The sequence below is a fragment of the Streptomyces sp. NPDC007095 genome (assembly GCF_040634475.1).
Lineage (GTDB): Bacteria > Actinomycetota > Actinomycetes > Streptomycetales > Streptomycetaceae > Streptomyces.
Genome location: NZ_JBEYFS010000002.1, coordinates 66,170 through 87,596 on the forward strand (window position 1 = coordinate 66,170; position 21,427 = coordinate 87,596).

The 21,427-nt window shown below is 70.3% G+C and carries 17 protein-coding genes and 3 tRNA genes; 9 read left to right on the forward strand and 11 right to left on the reverse strand.

Going from position 1 to position 21,427, the window contains the following annotated elements; translation table 11 throughout:
• The first annotated feature begins 51 nt into the window (after nt 1-51).
• The 3 genes from ABZ656_RS01535 to ABZ656_RS01545 all read left to right on the forward strand — a co-directional run bounded on the left by ABZ656_RS01535 (nt 52) and on the right by ABZ656_RS01545 (nt 3,540).
• A complete protein-coding gene (locus ABZ656_RS01535; protein ID WP_101405318.1) occupies nt 52-1,089 on the forward strand; it encodes a rod shape-determining protein in 1,038 nt (345 codons plus the stop codon).
• Between the two features lie 26 nt (nt 1,090-1,115).
• Entirely contained in the window at nt 1,116-2,672 is a 1,557-nt protein-coding gene (locus tag ABZ656_RS01540) for a GAF domain-containing protein (RefSeq protein ID WP_360263408.1), read from the forward strand.
• 118 nt (nt 2,673-2,790) lie between these two features.
• Nucleotides 2,791-3,540 carry an SDR family oxidoreductase gene (locus ABZ656_RS01545; protein ID WP_101408159.1) on the forward strand — a complete coding sequence of 250 codons (750 nt, stop codon included), beginning with the start codon at nt 2,791-2,793 and terminating at the stop codon, nt 3,538-3,540.
• A 15-nt stretch (nt 3,541-3,555) separates the two neighbouring features.
• Here ABZ656_RS01545 and ABZ656_RS01550 read toward each other — a convergent pair whose 3' ends face one another.
• Together ABZ656_RS01550 and ABZ656_RS01555 are read right to left on the reverse strand one after the other, a co-directional pair.
• Nucleotides 3,556-4,311: an SDR family oxidoreductase gene (locus tag ABZ656_RS01550; RefSeq protein ID WP_360263412.1), complete on the reverse strand. Its 756-nt coding sequence runs from the start codon at nt 4,309-4,311 to the stop codon at nt 3,556-3,558.
• A gap of 90 nt (nt 4,312-4,401) precedes the next feature.
• Nucleotides 4,402-5,319, reverse strand: a complete 918-nt coding sequence (locus ABZ656_RS01555; protein ID WP_360263415.1) for a class I SAM-dependent methyltransferase — start codon at nt 5,317-5,319, stop codon at nt 4,402-4,404.
• A gap of 426 nt (nt 5,320-5,745) precedes the next feature.
• Here ABZ656_RS01555 and ABZ656_RS01560 point away from each other — a divergent pair, with 426 nt between their 5' ends.
• Nucleotides 5,746-6,594, forward strand: a complete 849-nt coding sequence (locus ABZ656_RS01560) for a DUF1932 domain-containing protein (RefSeq protein ID WP_360263418.1) — start codon at nt 5,746-5,748, stop codon at nt 6,592-6,594.
• Nucleotides 6,595-7,184: 590 nt separating this feature from the next.
• Nucleotides 7,185-8,264 (forward strand): cellulase family glycosylhydrolase, encoded by a 1,080-nt coding sequence (locus ABZ656_RS01565; RefSeq protein ID WP_101405313.1) that lies wholly within the window; start codon nt 7,185-7,187, stop codon nt 8,262-8,264.
• A 228-nt stretch (nt 8,265-8,492) separates the two neighbouring features.
• Here the strand turns inward: ABZ656_RS01565 and ABZ656_RS01570 are convergent, their stop codons facing one another.
• The 6 genes from ABZ656_RS01570 to ABZ656_RS01595 form a co-directional block, all read right to left on the reverse strand.
• On the reverse strand, nt 8,493-10,451 hold the full coding sequence (locus tag ABZ656_RS01570; protein ID WP_101405312.1) for a GAF domain-containing protein: 1,959 nt from the start codon (nt 10,449-10,451) through the stop codon (nt 8,493-8,495).
• 72 nt (nt 10,452-10,523) lie between these two features.
• Nucleotides 10,524-11,555, reverse strand: a complete 1,032-nt coding sequence (locus ABZ656_RS01575; RefSeq protein WP_101405311.1) for a branched-chain amino acid ABC transporter permease — start codon at nt 11,553-11,555, stop codon at nt 10,524-10,526.
• A complete protein-coding gene (locus ABZ656_RS01580; RefSeq protein ID WP_101405310.1) occupies nt 11,552-12,418 on the reverse strand; it encodes a branched-chain amino acid ABC transporter permease in 867 nt (288 codons plus the stop codon). The genes ABZ656_RS01575 and ABZ656_RS01580 overlap by 4 nt, the downstream gene beginning before the upstream one ends.
• Nucleotides 12,419-12,478: 60 nt before the next feature.
• On the reverse strand, nt 12,479-13,726 hold the full coding sequence (locus ABZ656_RS01585; RefSeq protein WP_101405309.1) for an ABC transporter substrate-binding protein: 1,248 nt from the start codon (nt 13,724-13,726) through the stop codon (nt 12,479-12,481).
• A 48-nt stretch (nt 13,727-13,774) separates the two neighbouring features.
• A complete protein-coding gene (locus ABZ656_RS01590; protein ID WP_180362534.1) occupies nt 13,775-14,467 on the reverse strand; it encodes an ABC transporter ATP-binding protein in 693 nt (230 codons plus the stop codon).
• On the reverse strand, nt 14,460-15,218 hold the full coding sequence (locus ABZ656_RS01595; RefSeq protein WP_360263426.1) for an ABC transporter ATP-binding protein: 759 nt from the start codon (nt 15,216-15,218) through the stop codon (nt 14,460-14,462). Before ABZ656_RS01595 ends, ABZ656_RS01590 begins: the two co-directional genes overlap by 8 nt.
• A 241-nt stretch (nt 15,219-15,459) precedes the next feature.
• Here ABZ656_RS01595 and ABZ656_RS01600 point away from each other — a divergent pair, with 241 nt between their 5' ends.
• From ABZ656_RS01600 to ABZ656_RS01610, 3 genes are all read left to right on the forward strand, one after another.
• Nucleotides 15,460-17,067, forward strand: coding sequence for a long-chain fatty acid--CoA ligase (locus ABZ656_RS01600; protein ID WP_360263429.1), 1,608 nt, complete (start codon nt 15,460-15,462; stop codon nt 17,065-17,067).
• A 35-nt stretch (nt 17,068-17,102) separates the two neighbouring features.
• Entirely contained in the window at nt 17,103-18,464 is a 1,362-nt protein-coding gene (locus tag ABZ656_RS01605) for a tannase/feruloyl esterase family alpha/beta hydrolase (RefSeq protein WP_360263432.1), read from the forward strand.
• A gap of 172 nt (nt 18,465-18,636) precedes the next feature.
• Complete coding sequence (locus ABZ656_RS01610; RefSeq protein WP_101405306.1) at nt 18,637-20,082, forward strand: PHB depolymerase family esterase; 1,446 nt, start codon at nt 18,637-18,639, stop codon at nt 20,080-20,082.
• A gap of 360 nt (nt 20,083-20,442) precedes the next feature.
• Here ABZ656_RS01610 and ABZ656_RS01615 read toward each other — a convergent pair.
• The 3 genes from ABZ656_RS01615 to ABZ656_RS01625 form a co-directional block, all read right to left on the reverse strand.
• Nucleotides 20,443-20,516, reverse strand: a tRNA-Ile gene (locus tag ABZ656_RS01615).
• 165 nt (nt 20,517-20,681) lie between these two features.
• Nucleotides 20,682-20,754, reverse strand: a tRNA-Asn gene (locus ABZ656_RS01620).
• A 5-nt stretch (nt 20,755-20,759) separates the two neighbouring features.
• Nucleotides 20,760-20,832: transfer RNA gene (locus ABZ656_RS01625), tRNA-Asn, on the reverse strand.
• Nucleotides 20,833-20,977: 145 nt separating this feature from the next.
• Between ABZ656_RS01625 and ABZ656_RS01630 the strand changes: the two genes are divergently transcribed.
• On the forward strand, nt 20,978-21,283 hold the full coding sequence (locus ABZ656_RS01630) for a hypothetical protein (RefSeq protein ID WP_054233549.1): 306 nt from the start codon (nt 20,978-20,980) through the stop codon (nt 21,281-21,283).
• The last annotated feature ends 144 nt before the right edge of the window (nt 21,284-21,427 follow it).

The window sequence follows — 21,427 nt, forward strand, 5'->3', positions numbered from 1 at the left end:
AGGACCGCCATCCGGCGGAGCCCCCACGGTCTGCTCTCGGGAGGACCTGCCATGACCGCCAGCCTCGAGCGGTTGCGCCGCTGCCACTTCGCCGTCGACCTGGGCGCGGCCCGGACCCGGGTGTACGTGAAGGGCGCGGGGCTGGTCGTCGATCAGCCGAGTGTCGCCGCGATCAACACCAGGAACGGTGCCCTGATCGCGGTCGGCGAGTTCGCGGAGAGGATGACGGGCCGTACCCCCGACTACATCCGCGTCATGCGGCCGGTGTCCGGCGGCACGGTCGTCGACATCGAGATGGCCCAGCGCATGCTGCGCCAGCTGCTCGGCGACAAGGTGCGCCGCGCCCTGCGCCGCAAGCCCCGGCTGCGCGCCGCGGCCTGCACCCCGCACGACGCGGACCCGCTGGCGCAGCGCGCCGCGATCGAGACGCTGGTCGGGCTGGGGGCGCGGCGGGTCGAACTGGTCGACACGCTGATCGCCGCCGCCGTCGGGTGCGGGCTGCCCGTCGAACGGCCGGAAGCCACCATGATCATGGTGTGCGGGGCGGCCGCCACCCAGGTCGCCGTGCTGTCCCTGGGGTCCATCGTGACCGCCGAGCGCATTCCGGTGGGCGGCGAGGCCGTCGACCGCGCGATCGTGCAGCACCTGCGCCACCAGCACGAGCTGATGCTTCCTTCGCAGTCGGTACGGCCTCTGCAGCTCGCCCTCTCCGGCAACGGCCTCACCCCGCACGGCCCGACGTCCACGGAGATCCACGGGCGGGACGTGGCGACCGGCCTCGCCCGTTCCGTACAGGTCGACACCGCCGCCGTACGCGACGCCATCCAGACCCTGCTGACCGCCGTACTGGACGGGATCGGGAAGGTGCTGCGGGCCTGCCCGCCCGACCTGGTGGCCGACCTCGCCGACCGCGGCATCATGATGGTCGGCGGCAGCGCGCTGCTGCCGGGCCTGGACCAGATGCTGCGGCAGGCGACGGGCATGCCGGTGCACATCGCCGAGCGTCCGGACGTGTGCGCGGTGCAGGGCCTGGGCTACATGCTGGAGGGCAAGATCGAGCCGCTGACCCTGGACCCGCTGGCGCTCTGACGGCCGGGCCCCGGAAGGTCCCCGGTATGCACGATCCGGTCCCCCGCCTGCCGTCGCTCCTGGAAGCCGTCCTCAGCGTCGGCACCGACCTCGAACTGCGGGCCACGCTCCAGCACATCGTGGACGCCGCCGCCGAGCTCACGGACGCCCCGTACGCGGCGCTGGACATGACCGATCCGGCACGGGACGGGCTCAAGGAGATCCGTACGGCGGAACGCCCCGATCTCGCCGGTCCTCCCCGGCCGCCCGAGCCGCCCGAGCCGTCGGAGCCGTCGGAGCCGCCCGAGCCGCCCGAGCCGTCGGAGCCGCCCGAGCCGTCGGAGCCGTCGGAGCTGGTCGTGCCGTCGGAGCTGGTCGTGCCCATCCACGTCGACGACGAGGTGTTCGGCGACCTGCGCCTGACCGGGAAGCGCGACGCCCCGTTCACGGACGAGGACGAGCAACTCGTACGGGTCCTGGCGACCCAGGCCGGCATCGCGATCGGCAACGCCCGGCTGTACGAGACGGCGCGACAGCGCGAGCGCTGGATCGAGGGCGCGGCGGCCGTCACCACCGCGCTGCTCAGCGGCGAGAGCGCCGCCGACGCGCTGATGACGGTCGCCGAACGGGCCCGGCGTCTCGCCAAGGCCGAGGCCGGCGTCATCCTGCGGCCCACCGAGGACGGCGGCATGGAGGCCGTGACCGCGTCCACGCCCGACGGCCCCTCCGACATCGTCGGCGCCGTGATCGAGCCGGGCAGCCCCGTCCTCGAACAACTCCTCGGCGGCGAACCGGTGTTCATCGACGACTCGGCGACCGACCCGCGGATGACCACGGATGTACGGCACCGGTTCGGGCCGAGCATGATGCTGCCGCTCCAGGCGGGCGGCCGTCTCATCGGCACGCTCGCCCTCCCCCGCCGGCGCGGCGGCCGTCCGTACACCGCGGTGGAGCGGCTGCTCGCCACCCAGTTCGCCTCACAGGCCGCGCTGGCGCTGGTCCACGCCGAGGCCCAGCACAGCAGGGAGCGGCTCGCGGTCTACGAGGACCGCGACCGGATCGCCCGCGACCTGCACGACCTCGTCGTCCAACGGCTGTTCGCGACCGGCATGATGCTGGAATCCACGCAACGCAGGAGCGCCGGCGCGGACGACGACGCTCACGCGATCCTCGGCCGTGCCGTCGACGAACTCCAGTCCACCGTCCAGGACGTCCGCACGGCGATCTTCGCGCTCCAGCAGCCGCCGGCCGACGCCCCCACCACCTTCCGCGGCAAGGTCCTGCGCGAGGCGGCGGGCGCGGCCGCGGTGCTGGGTCTCCAGCCGTCCACCCGGTTCACCGGCGCGGTGGAGAACCTTCTCGTGGAGCCCGTCGCCGGCCGGCTGCTCACCGCGCTGCGCCGAGCCCTGGCCGCCGCCTCCCGCCGCGCCGGTGTCTCCCGCGTCGAGATCGCGGTCGACGCGACGGCGCCCCTCCCCGACGGACGCCCCGGGGTCCGCCTGACGGTCTTCGACGACGGCGACACGGGCAACGGCCGTGCGGAGGGCGGCGGCTCGGAAGGCGGCGGCTCGGGTACGACGGTCACCTGGCGGTCGCCCCTGTGAGCCCTGAGAGCCCCTGTGAGCCGCGCCCACAACTCACTTGACGTCCCCCCAGGGCCTCCGTAGCGTCGCAGCCCGTACGCCCACATGACCGATATTCACATCCGAGGACGGGATGGCCATGACTCAGCGACGTGTGGTGGTGTCCGGCGGCGGTACCGGGATCGGCCTGGCGACGGCGGAGGCGTTCGCCGCGGACGGGGACCGGGTGGTGCTCCTGGGCCGCCGAGAGGACGTCCTGCGCAAGGCGGCCGACACCCTTGACCGCCAGTACGGCGAGTCGACGGCGAGCTGGTGCGCGGCGGACCTCGCCGACCCCGAACAGGTGGGCCGGGTGAGGGAGTTCATCACGGCGGACGAGACCCCGGTGGACGTGCTGGTGGCCAACGCGGGCGGCAACGCGGCCCGCGAACCCGACGGCACGCTCGCCTCCATCGCGGACAGCTACCGCGACAACTTCGACGCCAACGTACTGACCGCGGTCCTGCTCACCGAGGCCCTGCTCCCCCACATGCGCCGCCCCGGCGGCCGTATCGTGCAGCTCTCCTCCATCGCCTCGCTGCGCGGGCCCGGCTCGTACGGCGGCTCCAAGGCCTGGGTCAACACGTACACCTACGCCCTCGCGCAGCGCGTCGGCCCCGAGGGCATCACCGTGAACGCGGTCGCCCCCGGTTTCGTCGCCGACACGGAGTTCTTCGGCGCCCGCGCGACGCCGGAGTTCGTCGCCTCCCGGGTCGGCCAGACCCTGACCGGGCGGCCGGGTCACCCCTCCGAGATCGCCGCCGCCGTCCGGTACGTGGCGTCACCGGAGGCGGCCTGCCTGACGGGGCAGCTGCTGCACATCAACGGGGGCGCGGCGCTGGGCCGTTAGGGCCTGTCCATTGGATCAGGCCTGGGACGCCTGGAAGGGCGGGCGCGGTGTCACGGTCACCTCGGGGATGGTGCCGCCGCAGCGCAGTACGACGTCGAGGACACGGAGGAACTCGTCCACGTCGAGCAGGGAACCCGTCAGATAGCCGCGCTGCCGCCAGACCGGGTAGACCTGCGCCGCGTACTCCCTGTCCCAGCCGTCGTTGAACCCGGTCCTGGAGTCCCCTTCCCCGCCCGCGCAGTCCCCGACCACGAACCGGGTGAAGCCCACGCTCGGGTGCTCGACGCGGAAGGCCTCGACGAGCTTCTCCAGGGCCGCCTTGCTCACGTGATAGGCGGCGAACCCGGGCCAGGACGGCGTGAGCGAGCCGCCGACGGAGGACAGATAGGCGGCGACCCCGCCCGACTTCGTCAGATGCGGGAGCGCGGCGCTCGTGACCAGCGCCGCGCCGATCACATTGGTGTCCATGGCGCGGCGCCAGGCGTCGGCGTCGAGTTTCTCGACCGGGGCGAGAGGGCCGATGCCGGTGGCGTAGACGAGGGCGTCGATGCCGCCCAGCCCGGCGGCGGCCTCCTCGATCGCCGCCCGGCAGGACGACTCGTCGGTCACGTCACAGGCGACGGCGAGCGCGTCCGGGCCCGCCTCCTTCGCCGCGTCGACCAGCCGGTCGCGCCGGCGTGCCAGCAGGGCGACCTGGTCGCCGCGGCGCCCCAGGTCGACCCCTATGCACCGGCCCAGTCCACTCGACGCCCCGACCACCACAGCCTTCATTCCAGAACCCCATTCTCAGTATCCGACAATCCCCTTCCGCCGCTTCTATCACGAGTCGGAGCCGATGGGCAGACCCCCTGCAACGCCTCTCTACGCACTCGCGCGCAGATACCCCGAGTTCGCCACCTGGCCGAGGAACGTCAGCCGCGTGTCGGTCGCCACGTGCTTGTCGAAGGCTTCCTTGATACCGGGCCACTTGGGGTGTCCGAAGTCGTCGAGTACGACGATCCCGCCGGGTGCGACGATCCGCTCGGCCCACTCCAGGTCCGAGGCGACACCGGAGGCGGAGTGGTCACCGTCGACGATGATCACCCCGTAGGAACGGTCGGAGACCAGGGCGCGCACCTCGGGGTCCTCGGAGAAGCCCTGCTGGACGCGGGCCGCCGCACCGGCCGCGCCGACCAGGGCCAGATTGGCGCGCACCGCGGCGCCGCGCACGGGAGTGCCCGTCGGGTCGGCCCCCTCGGTGGTACCGGGCTGCAACTGGAGGCCCGCGAGCGGGTCGACGATCGTCAGACGCGGGTCGCGGCCCGCGCGCTCCATCATCCGGATCAGGGCCGCGCCGAACATCCCGTACAGGGTGCCGATTTCGAGGATCTCGTCGTTCGGCGGGTCGAGCAGCGGGACGGCGGAGAGCTTGCCGCAGATGTTCATGGTGCCGCCGGCGATCCGGCCGACCCCGAGCGCCTCCAGAGCGATGAGCAGCCGGAACGCCTGGGCGATGTTCCGCTCGGCACCGCCCCTGTCCCCGCTCACCTGCGCCAACTCCTCGATGGCGCGGTCGAGATGGACCTGGGCCGGCATGCGCGACACGCCGCGCCCCGTCCCGTCGATCAGCAGTTCGAGGGGGCGCTGACGATTGCGCAGTGTCGCCAGCTCACGCTGGAGTCCGCCTTCGGATCCGTCCCCGATGGAGCGGCGGATCTGGCGTTCGATGCGCTGATCGATGAGGTCGGCAATCGGACGCAGTGCGCGCCTGGCGGTCTTGGTGGTGAGTAACGCTCGCATGGCTCTTTGACCCTCGCAGGTATAGGAGAAGTGCTGCGTACGCGGGGGGGGGGACAGAAGGTGCGCACACCCTGATGACGACCGGCTGCGCAGTGGGGATCCAACGCCCAAAGGACGGTAAAGCGTAAACGTCCCACAGCTAAAACACAGCGAACGCCGGCCCCCCAAAGGGGAACGCGTGAATGATGCTTGGGCCACGAGAGGGTTACGTATGTCGTGATGTGCCGCGCCATCAGCTGAATGACGGGTCAGGAGGGAGCGACGGCCACGGAGCGGGGTCGCGCCGCGACACCCCGCGCCCGGCGGATCTTCCTCGTAACGTGAAACTCTCTCTCCCGTCGCCCGCCTCCCCCTCATCCGTCTCCCCCTCGCCCGCCTCACCCGCCTCCCCCTCATCCGTCCCTCCCGACTCCACGAGGACCGTTCATGACGACCGTGACACTCCTGCACCCAGGCGCCATGGGCGCGGAGGTCGGCGCCCAGGCACGCCGCGCCGGGGCCCGAGTGCTCCACGTCCCCACCGGCCGCGGCTCCGCCAGCGTCGAGCGGGCCCGGAAGGCCGGCCTGGAGTCGGCCGAGTCGCTCGGGTCCGCCTTGGCCGTCAGCGACTTGGTCCTGTCGATCTGTCCACCGCACGCGGCGGAGGACGTCGCGCACGAGATCCTCGGGCACGCCTTCCGCGGCATCTACGTGGAGGCGAACGCCATCAGCCCCGAACGCGCCCTCCGTATCGACGGAGCCTGCCGCGACCGCGGCATCGTCATGGTCGACGGCTCGATCATCGGCGCTCCTCCCGGAGCGGACAGCGCCCCGCGGCTCTACCTGAGCGGCGACCCGAAGGCTGTCGGCCGGGTGGCCACGGTGTTCGAGGGCACCGCCGTACTCGCCCGACCGCTCGACGCCGGGGTCGGTGCCGCGTCGGCACTGAAGATGGCCTTCGCCTCCTTCCAGAAGTCCGCCCGCGTACTGGCAGCCGTCTCCCACGCGCTCGCCACGCGTCACGGAGTGGATGCCGAACTGACTCTGGAGGCCGAGTCGATCACCTCCAGGATTCTCGCCGAGGTGGACTATCTGCCCAGCATCGCGGCCCGCGCCTGGCGCTGGGCCCCCGAGATGGAGGAGATCGCCGCCGCCCTACGCTCCACGGGCCTCCCGCCCGCCCTGGCCGAGGCCAGCGCCACGGTTCTGCGCCACTGGACCGCCGACAAGGACCGCTTCGACCTCCCCCCGGAGGAGGTACTCGCCCACCTCCACACGCCCGACGACCTGGACTGACGCCCGGTTCCGTCACTTCACCACCACTCACTCCTCTCGCCCCGGTGCCGGGAATCCACCACAGGAGCCCAACGACGTTACGTGCGGGAAACCTTGACGATCACTGTCCCGGGTGCCACGATTCCGGCGCCGCCATGTTTACGTAAACATCGCCACCGACCCAGCCCCGGCCATGAGATCAGGCCTCGCCGTGCCGGCCGATGTTTACGTAAACACAGCGTTCCGGTCGGTGGATCAGGGAGGAGCGGACGGATGGGTTCAGCGCCGCAGGCGAGGTTTCACGGCGTCTGGAGACCGTCGAGGTCGAGACGGCGCAAGAACCGCGCCCCGCACCTGCCTTGAGTACGCCGAGGCCCACCCGCGCGGGCGACAGGACCGCCCCGCGCTCCCCCCACACCCTTCCCCACACCGGTGAAGCACCACCGGCGAAGCACCACCGCACCACCGCTACAGCACCGGTCGTCACCGGGCCCACGACGGCGAGCCGACGCCCCCGCGTCCCGTCCGGCCCGGCGAACCTTCCGACGGCCGCCCAGCCCCGCGCAGGCTCCGCCGGGCGCTGAGCCGCAGTCACCTGAAAGGGCAAGTCGATGCGCAACACCCCCGCCAGAACCCGCCTCACGCCCCGCCTGCGAGCCGCCTTCGTGGCGCTCCTGATCGCCGGCACCAGTGGCACGGCCATCGCCGCGACCAGCGGCACGGCCGTCGCCGGAGGCCCCGTCCACGCCGCACCGAGCAAGGACACGACCCAGTTCAAGGGCGTGAACTGGGCCGACCCGCGTGACAACTTCGCCGACGACCCCGTCGTACTGTCCGGCCTGTCGACCTCCGACAGCTACGCCCGGACCTACGCCAAGGCGAGCCGGATCATCTCGGCGTTCCGCGCGAACCTCGGCGCCAACACCGTCCGGCTGCCCATCAACCCGTACACGGTCAACGGCTCTTACTGGAAGTCCTACCGCGGGGTCATCGACGCCGCGTCGGACAAGGGCTTCAAGGTCATCGTCTCCTACTGGGAGGGCACGGGCGCCCGCAAGGACGGCTTCATCGACGACCCCGCCACCTTCTGGCCCATGTGGAACACCGTGGTCAAGACCTACAGGAACGACAAGCAGGTCTACTTCGAGCCGATGAACGAGCCCCACGGCTACACCGACACCGAGTGGGCCGACATCGCCGCGAAGTGGCTGGCCACCTACCCCTCCGTCCCGCGCGACCGGGTGTTCGTCAGCGGCGCCGGCTACAACGACCACGTCACCTCCGTCTGCGCCGACCCGCGCCTGAAGGGCACCTACCTCTCCCTGCACCACTACGGGTTCTGGAAGGACTACGCCACCTACGACCAGTGGGTGTCCGACCTCAAGGAGCGCATCGGTGACTGCGCGGGCCGTACCGTCGCCGACGAGTTCGGCGCCCCGATGACCACCGGCCTCGACTACAACAAGCCGGACGCCTCCAACAACTACGTCAACTACGTCCAGGCCGTCACCGACACCTTCCGCCGGCTGAAGATGGGCTCCGTCTACTGGCCCGGCCTGCGCACCGACGACACGTACTCCCTGCAGACCCTCACCGGCGACCCCGCCCGCCCGTGGCTCGCCACCACCAACCAGTCCGGCGCCGACCGCCTCGCCTGGGCCTGGGGCCGCGGAAAGCCCGTCCAGCCCTGACCCCTGCTGCCCGGCCCGCCCGTCACCCGCGGGCCCGATCGGGACGCTCCCTGCTCGAACTGACGTCACACCAGGGAAGGCGATTCCCCGTCCGTTCCCCGGACGAGTGCAAAGAACACGAAACGCACGACTGCGGCCCCTCGGATCAGCTCCGGGGGGCCGCAACCTTGTTGCCGGCAAACCACGAGTGCGCGGGCGGCATCGTTTCTTCTGCGCGCCGGCCGGTGATCACGCGGCGGACAGGACCATGTGGACCTTGAGGGCGAGATGCACCTGCAGCACCTGGTCACCGTGGCGCCACTGCGGGCCGAGCAGCGAGGTGATGCGGTCGATGCGCTGGTAGAGCGTGTTGACGTGGATGTAGAGCTCGGCGGCGGTGCGGCCCAGCCCGGTGTCGCAGGCGAAGAAGGCGAGCAGGGTGCGGGTGAGCTCGCCGCCGCGCTGGGTGTCGTAGTCGAGGACGGGACCGATGGTACGGCGCACGAAGCGGTGCAGCTCCTCACGGCCCGCCTGATGGAACAGCAGCCCGTAGACGCCCAGTTCGCCGGGGGACGCTCCTTCTCCGTCGCGGTCGAGCGCGAGCAGGACGTCCAGGCAGCGGGCCGCGTCGTGGTGTGCCTCGACGATGGCGTCGATGCCGGGCGCGGCCGTCGCGGCGCCGACAGTGACCAGGTTGTCCACGACCCGCGACAAGTGGTCGGCCAGGGTGCGGGCGGCCTCGTCGGGGTCCGGATCCTGTGGCAGGAGGACGACGGTGTCGCCCCGGTATTCGCCCGCGAGACCCCGGGCATGGGCGGCGTACGAAGCCGCGGCATCGGCGATGCGTCGCCGATGGGCGCTGTCACGGCAGCGCGCGGCGAACACCGTGTGCGGGCGATGGAGGTCGAGGCCCACCAGGGTGGCCCGGCGCCGCAGGCCTTCCGGGTCCCGGTGCGGGGAGCCGAGCAGGTCCTCAAGGATCTCGCCGCGCAGCCGGTGCTCGGCCTCGGCGACGGTGCGTTCGCTGAGCAGCATCAGCGCGGTGACGAGCGCGGCACGCTCGAGAGAACGTACTCCTGAGGCGTCCAGGTGGTCGCGGACGAGCAGCAGAACGCCCAGGAGTTCGCTGCCGGCCACGATGGGAGTGGCGCAGGCAGCGGATCCGTCGGCTCCTGCCGGGATACGGCGGGTGCGGCGGGCGTCCGTGCTCAGCACCCGGGCGTCTCGGACCGCATGGGCGGCGGGGCACGGATCCGGGAGCGCTCCTTCGGTGCGGGCCTGTTCGACGAGAGGGTCGTCACCGGCGGCGGCCATGGTGCGACCGCGAGGGTCCAGGACGAGGATGCTCCCGCCGAGGACTTCGGCGAGGGTCTGCGCCACGTCGGCCATCCCACCGCCGTCGAGAACGATGGTGGTGAGCCGCTCGTGCAGGGCGGCGGCGCGTTCGATGGATTCGCTGTGGGCGCGGATGACGCCGTTGGCTTCGGTGAGTTCGTCGACTGCTCTGCGTACGTCTTGGAAGAGGGTCGCGTTCTCGATGGCGATGGCGGCGTGGTTGGCGAGCGAGACGAGCAGGGCCACTTCGTGCTCGGAGAAGGGGCGGACCCGGCGGTTGGCGGCGAACAGGACGCCAATGACGTTCTCACCGAGTTTGAGAGGCACTCCCTCGATGGAGATCAGCCCCTCGCCGCCCACGACGTCGTCGATGCAGTGCTCGAAGCGCAGGTCGGCGAAGTAGTCGGAGGTGTTGTACGGAACCGCCGTCTTGGCCACAAGACCGCCGAGGCCTGCGCCCATGGCCAGCCGTGCCTGCTTGAACGCGTCGGTGCGTATCCCGTCGGTCACCCGCATATAGGTGTCGCCGCGTTGAGCGTCGTTGAGCATCAGGTAGGCCACGTCGGTGCCGAGCAGGCTGCGAGCCCGGCGGACGATGGCCTGGAGCACGGCCTCCAGGTCACGCAGTGAGGACAAGTCCCCCGCTGTCTCGTAGAGCGCGGCAAGCTCGGCCTCCCGGCGGCGACGCTCCTCCAAGCGCGCCCGTACCTGCAGGGCGTCGTCGACGAGCAGGGCGAGCCGGGGCCGGTCCTCGGAAGGGCATCGGTCGAGGAGTGCGTCGTACTCACTCTGCGCGGCGTCTTCGCGCAGCAGGCGCAGCAGACGCGCCGCAGGCTCCGCATCGGCCCGACTGTGTGTGGTCGTCGAGTCCACGGATGCCTCCTGAGTGTTCCGGTACGCGTTCCCGCCTGCGATGCTCGCCGCCCCGGCTCCGTCTGCACAGATCTACGACGACACCGGTTGCGACGAGTCGTCGTGGTCGTGCTCCAGGTGTGGTTCCCGGTCGAGGGCCGGGGACTGCCTACGGGAGCGCAGCGTGTGCGTGAGTGTGCCCCACACTCCTCGGCGGAAGAGCAGGACGACGACGATGAAGACGCCGCCGGTGACCAGGCCGGTCTCCTCGAATCCGGACGTGGACAGCCAGTCCTCCAGGCGGACGATGGCGCCCGCCCCCAGCAGGCTTCCCCACAGGGTGCCGATGCCGCCGAGGACTGTCATGACGACGACCTTGCCCGACGTCGTCCAGTACACCTCCTGCAGTGAGGCGAAACCGTGGTTGACCGCGTACAGCCCGCCCGCGAGGCCGGACAGGAACGCGGAGACGGTGAAGACGACGAGCTTGTAGCGGTCGGCGGCATAGCCCAGGGCACGGGCACGGGCGGAGTTGTCGCGCACGGCGGCGATCACCCGGCCGAACGGGGAGTGCACGATCCGCCAGGCCGCGGCGAGGCCGAGCAGCACCACCGGCAGGGCCGCGTAGTAGAAGACGAACGAGTCCGACAGGTCGACGCCCGGCAGGTCGCGGGGAATTCCCTGCAGACCGTTCTCGCCGCCCGTGACATCGCCCCACTGGTTGGCGATGAAGTACACCATCTGCGCGAAGGCCAGGGTGACCATGGCGAAGTAGATGCCGCTGCGCCGGACCGCGAAGAACCCGATGGGCAGGGCGAGCAGCGCGGCGGCCGCCGCCCCGCCCAGCACGGCGACGTAGAACGGCAGTCCGCTGTGGATGGCGATCAGCCCGCTGACGTACGCCGAGCTGCCCCAGAACGCAGCGTGTCCGAAGGACAGCAGCCCGGCGTGACCGAGCAGCAGATCGAAGGCGACGGCGAACAGGCCCCAGCAGAGGATGTCCGTGGCGACCGGCGGATACAGGCCCCAGGGCAGGCCGATGGCCACGAGCAGCCCGGCGGTGAGCAAACCCCACCGGATCAGGGCGGGGCGGCCGTGCAGCTTCTCGAGGAGGCCGAGGATCATGCGTGTTCCTCCTTGCCGAACAGTCCGGCGGGCCGGACCAGCAGCACGACGGCCATCAGCAGGTAGACCGAGGTCTGCGACAGGACGGGGACGTAGAGGTTGCCGAGGGCCTGGAGCATGCCGATGGTGAACCCGGCGAGCACGGAGCCGAAGACGGAGCCGAGGCCGCCGATGACGACGACCGCGAACACCGTGATGATCAGGTCGCCGCCCATACCGGAGTTGACCGCCCGCATGGGTGCGGCGAGCACGCCGGCCAGGGCCGCGAGCCCGACGCCGAAGCCGAAGACCGGCGTGACCCAGCGCCCCGTGTCGATGCCGAACGCCCTGGTGAGTTCGGGGCGTTCGGTGGCCGCGCGCACGATGGTCCCGATCCGGGTGCGGGTGAGCAGCAGCCACACGGCCAGGCAGAGGGCGACCGAGACGACGAGTACGAACACCTGGTAGCGCGGGAAGTCGAACAGGCCCAGATCCATGGAGCCGGGGAAGGGACCGCGCTCGTAGGGCTGGGACTGCGCGCCGTACTTCATGCGCAGCAGGTCCTGGCAGACCAGCGCGATGCCGAAGGTGAGCAGGAAGTTGTAGAGCGGGTCGAGGGCCGTCAGACGGCGGATCAGCAACCGTTCGAGGAGGGTGCCGGCGACGGCGAGTGCGAGGGGCACGAGCAGCAGCGCCCACCAGAAGCCGAGCCCCGCGCTGTCGGCGAGGGCGACCGCGCCGAACGCGCCGAGCATGTAGAGCGCGCCGTGGGCGAAGTTCACCACGCGCAGCATGCCGAAGATGACGGCGAGGCCGAGGGCGAGCAGGGCGTAGAAGCTTCCGCTGACCAGCCCGTTGAAGGCCTGTTGGAGAAACGAGGTCATGAGTGGGTCCCGTCTTCGGCCGGCGGCCTGCCCGTCGTGCGGGCCGCCGGACCCCGGTGGTCAGCTGAGATGGCAGTCGGGCGAAGGCTGGTCGAATGCCTCGGCGGCCGGGATGGTCTTGACCGGCTCGGTGTAGTCACCGGCCTCGCTCGCCTTGGCCGGGTCCTTGACCTTGGCCAGGTACGCGTCGTGGACGACCCGGTGGTCCTCGGCGCGGATGGTGGCGTTGTGGGCGAAGAAGTCGCTGAACTTGGTGCCGTCCAGCTCCTTCGAGACGTCGGCCGCCTTGTCGCTGCCCGCCTTCTGCGCGGCCTCCAGATAGTGCGTCGCCGCCGAGTAGTCGGCCGCCTGGTCGAAGGTGGGCCGCTGTCCTGTGCGCTCCTTGAACCGGTCGGCCCAGGCCTGTGCCTTGGCGTCGACGTTCCAGAACCAGGCCGTGGTGAACATTGTTCCGGCAAGCTTGTCCGCGCCGATGGCCTTGATATCGGTGTCGAAGAGCAGGCCGATGGCCAGCTCGATGCCCTTGTCCTTCAGTTTGAACTGCTGGTACTGCTTGACGACGTTGGCCAGGTCACCCCCCGCCTGCAGAGCCCCGAGCACCTGCGGCTTCGGCTTCAGGCCCGGCGCCTTGAGCAGGAAGGTGGAGTAGTTGTCGCTGGGGAACGGCGTGGGGTCCTTGGCGACGACCTTGCCGCCCGCGCCCTTGATGGCCGTCTCGAACTTCTGCTGCATGTCCTGCCCGAAGGCGTAGTCCGGGTAGATCGTGTACCAGTTCTTGCCTCCCGCTTCGGTGACCGCGGCGCCGGTGCCGTGCGCCAGCATGTAGGTGTCGTAGGCCCATTCATAGGTGTACGGATTGCAGGTCTTGCCCGCTAGTTCCGTGGTGGCGGCGCCGGTGTTGAAGTACAGCTTCTTGGCCTGGCCGGCGACGGTCTGCACCGCAAGGGCCGCCGACGAGGTCGGCACGTCGAAGATCGCGTCGGCCTTCTTGCGGTCGTACATCTCCCGAGCCTGGGTGTTGGCGATCTCCGGCTTGTTCTGGTGGTCGGCCTTGATGACCTCGATGTTCTGGGTGATCGCCTTGTCGCCGTACTTCTTCTTGAAGTCGTCGACGGCCATCTGCACGGCCTGCACCGAGTTCGGTCCCGCGATGTCCGCGTAGACGCCGGACAGGTCGGTGAGCACACCGAGCACGATCTTGTCGTCGCTGACCTTCCCGCCGCCCGAGCTCGGTCCGCCGCCCCCGCAGCCCGCAAGCAGTGCCCCCACCGCGGCCGCGGCCACGACCGTCGACAGCCTGTGCTTCATTGCTTCCTCCTGATGCGTACGTCCCGAATGAGCGGAGGTGACGGGGTGTCACAGTCCGAGATAGGCGAGGAGTTCGCCCTCGCGTTGCCGTACGTCGGCGTTGTTCAGCGCCTCGACGATCCGGCCCTGCGCGAGGAGGTAGTGGCGGTCGGCGATGGTCGCGGCGAAGCGCAGATTCTGCTCCACGAGCAGCACCGACACCCCGTACTCCTTGGCCCCGCGCAGAATCTCGCCGATCTGCTGCACGATGACCGGGGCAAGGCCCTCGGTCGGCTCGTCGCACAGCAGCACACGCGCGCCGGCGCGCAGGACCCGGGCGAGGGCGAGCATCTGCTGTTCACCGCCGGAGAGCTTGCCGCCGGGGAAGCGGCGGCGCGCGGCGAGCACCGGGAAGGCCTCGTAGATCCGGGGCAGTGGCCACGCAGAGCCCGGTGAGGCCGGCGGCAGGGTCAGGTTCTCCTCGACGGACAGGCCCGCGTAGATGCCGCGGTCGTCGGGAACGTACCCGAGGCCGAGCCGGGCCCTGCGATGCGGCGGTGCTGCGGTGATGTCCCTGCCCGCCAGCGCAACCCGGCCGGTCATCTCGCGGTGCAGCCCCATGGCGCAGCGCAGCAGGGTGGTCTTTCCCGCGCCGTTGCGGCCGACGAGGGTGACGACCTCGCCTTCGCCGACCTGCAGGGACACCTCGTCCAGAGCCGTGGCCTCGCCGTACCGGGCGCTGATGCCCTTGATCTCAAGCAACGTCGGCCCCCAGGTACGCCTCGACGACCCGTGGATCGGTCCTGACCCGGTCGTAAGGGCCCTCCACGAGCACTTCGCCGCACTGCAGGACCGTGACGGTGTCGGCGAGCGAGCCGACGACGCTCATGTTGTGCTCGACCATCACCACGGTGCGTCCCTCGCGGATCCTGTCGACGAGGGCCACGGTGCGGTCGACGTCCTCCAGGCCCATGCCGGCCGTCGGCTCGTCGAGCAGCAGCAGCGCCGGGTCCAGGGCGAGGGCGAGTGCCAGTTCCAGCGCGCGCTTCTGCCCGTACGGAAGGTTTCCGGCGGGCCGGTCGGCGAGGTGCTCGAGTCCGACGTCGCCGAGGAGTTCGAGGGCCCGGCCGGAGAAGCGGCGCATCAGTTTGTCCGTGCGCCAGAACCGGCGGCCGAGACCGGTGCCCGACTGGAGGGCGAGCTCGACGTGCTCGCGGGCTGTCATCTGCGGAAAGAGGCTGGTGACCTGGAAGGAACGGGCGACACCGAGGCCGGCGATGCGCTCCGGGGGCTGTCCGGTGATGTCGTGTCCGGCGAAGGTGATGCGCCCGCCGGACGGCCTGAGAAATCCAGTCAGCAGGTTGAACAGGGTTGTCTTTCCTGCCCCGTTGGGGCCTACGAGCGCGTGGACCGTGCCCTCGGTGACCCTCAGGTCCACCGCGCTGACAGCGCGGAAGCCCTGGAACTCCTTGGACAGGCCTTGCGTGACCAGGATGGCGCGCGGTTGTCTCATGACGCCTCGGATGCGCAGGGGATGCAGCGGCGGATGCCGATGTGGGGCAGACGTTAAGTTCGGCCATGAGCAGCGGCTACGGAGAGAATCTCCACAAGACGCCCCCGCGCGGGTGTGGGTCTTCTCCCTCCCCGCGTCGCTCCACCCCTCACCGGTGTGGGTACTTGCTCCACTGAGGTGAGGGACGTTCTGGAGTCTTCCTCCGTCGCCCGGCTCCCGCACCGCGGTGACGATGTGCGCCATGGCGATGATGGAGACCCCGCTCAACACGTGGCTGCTGTTCGGACACGCCCCGCGCTACTTTCCCGACACCGAGGTGGTCACGCGACTTCCCGACGGGCGTGTGCACCGTTACACGTACGCCGAATTCGCCCGCCGCGCACAGCAGTTGATGCACGCCCTGGACGCCCTCGGCCTGGCGCCGGACGACCGGGTGGCCACCCTTGCCTGGAACGGATACCGGCACCTGGAGGCCTACTGGGCCGTGCCCTGCACCGGGCGCGTCCTGCACACCCTGAACCTGAGGCTCTCCCCCGAGGACCTGGCATACGTCATCGGCCACGCGGACGACCGCGCCATCCTGGCCGATCCCGATCTGCTGCCGCTTCTGGAGAAGGTGCACGCGCGGGGCGGCCTCGCCGGCGTGCGGCATGTCATCGTGCTCGGCGACGAGGTGCCCGACACCGCGCTGCCGGGGGTGGTGGCGTACGAACAGCTGATCGCCGGCCTGCCGGATGCGTACGCCCCCCGCGACATCGACGAACGGTCGCCGCTCGGCCTGTGTTACACCTCCGGCACCACCGGCCGCCCCAAGGGCGTGCTCTACACACACCGTTCGACCGTGCTGCACGCCATCGCCGCGTCCTCGCAGTCCGCCATGGCCATCGGCCCCGGTGACTGCGTACTGCCGGTCGTGCCCATGTTTCACGCCAACGCCTGGGGCGTCCCCTACACCGCCACTCCGTACGGCGCCAAGCAGGTGTTCCTCAGTGGCTCGCTGGATCCCGTGGCCCTGGTCGAGCTGATGGCCGCCGAGCGGGTCACGGTCGCCGCGGGCGTGCCGACCATCTGGATGGCGGTCGCCGACGAGATCACCGCTGGCGGTGGGTTGCCGTCACTACGGCATCTGCTGTGCGGCGGCGCCCGTCCGCCGCGCGCCCTGATCGAGCGCTACCGGCGCGACTTCGGCATCCCTCTGGTGCAGGTGTGGGGCATGACCGAGACCTCGCCGCTGGCCAGTGTGGCGTGGCCGAAGGAGCGGATGCGCGACTGGGACGAGGACCGGATCTCCGACGCGGTGCGCACCCGGGCCGGCCTTCCGCTGCCCGGAGTACAGATGGACATTCGCGACGAGGCGGGCAATTCCCTTGCATGGGACGGAACGTCGATGGGCGATCTGCTCGTACGCGGGCCATGGATCGCCGATTCCTACCTCGGCGGTGAGGGCGCCGCCCAGTTCACGGAGGACGGCTGGTTCCGTACCGGGGACATCGCCATCGGCTCACCGGACGGCTATGTCGTGATCGCCGACCGGGCGAAGGATCTCATCAAGTCCGGCGGCGAGTGGATCTCCTCGGTGGACATGGAGTCGGCCGTCATGGCGCTGCCGGAGGTCGCCGAGGCCGCGGTCATCGCCGTCCCCGACGACAAGTGGCAGGAGCGTCCGCTGATCTGCGTCGCCCCGCGCCCGGGCTCCACCGTGACCCTTGACCGCGTACGGGCGCACCTCGAGGCCGGAGGCTTCGCGCGCTGGCAACTCCCGGACCGTATCGAGGTCGTGGAGGCCATCCCGCGCACCGGAGTCGGCAAGTTCGACAAGAAGGCGTTGCGTGCCCGCTTCGACTCCTGATTCACCGCTCCCTTTCACCGCCCGGAGGGCGAACCATGCATCTGAGACGCACCGTCACCTTGCTGTCCGCCGTGCTCCTGTCGACGGCGGGAGTGTCGGCGAGCGCCACGGCTCGATCGGCACCCCACTGCGCCGGCCAGGGCCGGATCGCCGTACCCGGCGCGGCGTTCCAGACCACGGCCTGTCTGTCCGACATGACCACGGCCGCGACCGCCGGCACCGCCTACACCGACTCCGCGGACTGGGCCTCACTCACCGCCGAAGGGACCAAGAACCCCACCGGCGTCCCCGGCATCCAGATCGACGGCTACTTCCCCGACTCCTCGCACCTCAACAAGACCCACGGCTGGAACCACGACTCCCAGTTCGTCATCCGGCTGCCCGAGCACTGGAACGGCGGCCTCGTGGTGACCGGTGCGCCCGGGACGCGCAAGCAGTACTCGCTGGACCCCCTGATCTCCGACTGGGTCATCGCCCAGGGCTACGCCTTCGCCTCCATCGACAAGGGCAACAGCGGCCCCGACTTCTACACCGACGGCAAGCGGCCCGGCGACGCGATCGCCGAATGGAACCGGCGCACCACCGAGCTGACCCTCGCCACGAAGACCGTCGTCCGACAGGTGTACGGGCACGCCCCACGCCGCACCTACATGACCGGCATCTCCAACGGCGGCTACCTGACCCGCTGGCAGCTCGAGAACCACCCCGAGCTGTACGACGGCGGAGTGGACTGGGAGGGCGCGCTGTGGACCGAGGACGGGCCGAACCTGTTCACCTATCTGCCGACCGCGGTCGCGTACCAGGCGGGCCGGGCCACCCACGCCGACATGCTCGCCGCCGGATTCTCTCCCGGCACCGAGTTCCTGTGGCCGTACCACGAGGCTGCCTATTGGGGCCTGACGCAGAAGGTGTACCGCTCCGAGGTCGACCCCTCCTACGACCCCAAGTGTCCGGGTGCGTCCGCCGGTTCGACGCTTTCGGAGATTCTCGCGCCCTGCCCGTCGGATGCTTCGTACGACTATGCGACGCAGCCGGGCTCCGTGCACCGGGCGGTCGAGCGGATCTCGCTCACCGGCAGGATCGGAAAACCCTTGATCACACTGCACGGCTCGCTCGACGCACTGCTGCCGATCGCCACTGACTCGGACGTGTACGCGCGCATGGTCTCCGACAGCCGGCGTGGCCGTTTGCACCGCTACTACACGATCGCGGGCGGCACCCACGTGGACGGCCTGTACGACACCTATCCGGACCGGCTCCGGCCGATCCTGCCCTGCTATCGCTCGGCCTTCCTCGCTCTGACCGACTGGGTCGAGTACCGGGCCGCGCCGCCGGCGAGCGGCACCGTGCCCAGGCCCGCCTCGGGAGACCTGGTCAACTCCTGTGCACTGCACTGAGGTTGCCGATGCCGTACGCAGTGGAGACGGCCGACACCCGAGGTGATCGAGAAGTGTGGTCCGCTTCCGTGGGCGGGCGGTCGCTGCGGTTCTACGGTGCAGCGGACCGCCCGCTCCGGAGGGACACCGGCGCGGCGGTCCGCCCACCCACCCCTCACCACGGGAGGACCGCATGTCGGTTCGTGACCGCACCCGTAAAGCCTGCTGGGCCGCGCTACCGGCCCTGCTGCTTGCCCTGTTCACCGTGCCGCAGAGCGCGTCGGCTGCCTCGCTCACCCAGGTGACCGGCTTCGGCTCCAACCCCGGCAGCCTGTCGATGTACACGTACGTCCCCGACAACCTGCCCTCCGGCGCCCCGGTGGTCGTGGCCCTGCACGGCTGCACCCAGAGCGCGAGCGACTACTACAGCCACTCCGGCTGGCCCAAGTACGCCGATCTGTACGGCTTCGCGCTGGTCTTCCCGCAGACCTCCAGCGCCAACAACGCCAACGCGTGCTTCAACTGGTACCAGTCCGAGGACTACACCCGGGGCCAGGGCGAAGCCCTGTCCATCAAACAGATGGTCGACTACGCCAAGACGCGGTACGGCAGCGATCCCAGCCGCGTGTACGTGACGGGGCTGTCCGCCGGCGGCGCCATGACCTCCGTGATGCTCGCCGACTACCCCGATGTCTTCGCGGGCGGCTCCATCGACTCCGGCATCCCTGCGGGCTGCGCCACCGATCTCAGCAGCGGCCTCACCTGCGAGTACAACCCGGTCAGCAAGACCCCGCAGCAGTGGGGCGACCTGGTCCGCGGCGCATCGGGCGGCTGGAGCGGACCCTGGCCGCGGGTGGCCGTCTGGCAGGGTTCCGGCGACTCGACCGTCAACCCCGCCAACGCCACCGAGTCCCGCGACCAGTGGACGAACGTCCGGGGCATCAGCCAGACCCCGTCATCGACCACCACGCTCACCGGCGGCACCACCCAGGACATCTACAACGATGCCGACGGCGATCCTGCCGTCGAGACCTTCACCGTCTCCGGCATGGCACATGGCCTCGCCGTGAGCCCCGGCTCCGGGGCCGACCAGTGCGGCACGACCGGCACGTACTACCTCAGCTATATCTGCTCCAGCTACTACACGGCGAAGTTCTGGGGCCTGGACGGCACCTCCGGGGGCGGCACCGGTGCCCTGCCCGCGCCCACCGGCCTGGCGGTGACCGGCACCACGGACACCAGCGCGTCACTTTCCTGGAACGCCGTCAGCGGCGCCGCTTCGTACGACATCTACCGCGGCGGTACGAAGACGGGCTCGACGACCTCCACTTCATACACGGACAACGGACTGGCCTCCGGCACCGGATACAGCTACACCGTCGCCGCCGTCGACTCGTCGGGCAAGGCCGGCGCCGTCGGCACGGCCGTGACGGCGACCACCACCGGCTTTCAGCCGCAGTGCTTCACCTCGAACAACTACAACCAGGTCGCCGCGGGCCGCGCCCACCAGAGCGGCGGCTACACCTACGCGAACGGCTCCAACCAGTCCATGGGCCTGTACAACACCTTCACCACCCACACCCTCGAGGAGACCGCCATCGGTCACTACGTGATCGCCGACTCCGGCTGCCCCGCCTGACCAGGCCTGCCACTGCTCACGCCCTGTCGGCGGTGAGCAGTGGCGTCGGCGGTGAGCAGTGGCAGGGCACCGCCGAAGGGCCAGGAAGACCTTGCGCCCCACAGCAGGCGACACAGGCCGCACCGGCCCCCTCGGGGACACTTCCCGGCCCGTCAGTCACCCGCGGGCCCGATCGGGCCGCTCCGGACTCGAACTGATGTCACACCAGGGAACGGCGATTCCCCGGTCGTTCCCCCGGACGAGTGCAAAGAACGCGAAACGCACGACTGCGGCCCCCGGATCAGCTCCGGGGGCCGCAACCTTGTTGCTGGCAAACCACGAGTGCGCAGGCGGCATCGTTTCTTCACGCGTAGCGCGGAGTGGGGCGGGTGGGACTCGAACCCACGGCCGACGGATTATGAGTCCGCTGCTCTAACCGGCTGAGCTACCGCCCCTTACGGCGCGTCGCGCACATTTGTGCGCGCCGTCTGCCGCAGCATAGCCGCTCATACGATCTCCTGCTTCGGATGGTCGGCAACGCATGACCATGAGGACTTCGGCGTGGCCTGCGCGGTTCCGCCGGACATGAAAAAGGACCCCTGAGGGGTCCTCTTCCGTTGCTCTCCCGACTGGACTCGAACCAGTAACCTGCCGGTTAACAGCCGGCTGCTCTGCCAATTGAGCTACAGGAGATCGAGCTCCCCCGACTGGACTCGAACCAGTAACCTGCCGGTTAACAGCCGGCTGCTCTGCCAATTGAGCTACGGAGGATTGCCTCGTTGCATCGAACGCACCTACCCGGGTATTCGCCAGGGGGCGTGCGCTCGCTGCGACACATACATTAGCGCAAGCAGGGGGGTGCTCCGCCAATCGGTTCCCCCCGCACCGATGCCGACGCAAGGGAAGGGTGGCCGCCATGCGCTACCGGCTCACATTCGTCGCCGGACTGGCTCTGGGTTACGTGCTCGGCACGCGCGCCGGGCGCGAGCGCTACGAGCAGCTGAAGAAGTCCGCGCGCCAGGTCGCGCAGAACCCCGCGGTGCGCAACACCGCCGAGACCGCCGCCCAGCAGGGGCGCGAGATCGCGGGCAAGGCGTTCCACACGGTCGGCGAGAAGGTGGGCGACCACGTCCCCGACTCGGTCACCGCCCGCGTCCGCTCGCTGCGCGAACGCAACACCAACGGCACTCGCGAGGACGACTGGGGCACCAGCAACACGTAGGGCCCCGAGAGGCGCGGGAAACCACCCGATCAGCCCCCACTGGCCGAAAGCCGAACGACTCCCGGCAGGCAGGGCGAGGGATCCCTGACGGGGTCGGCGAACGCGCCACCCCGTCCGACCTGCGCCCCGGCCCGTCGGGCACCC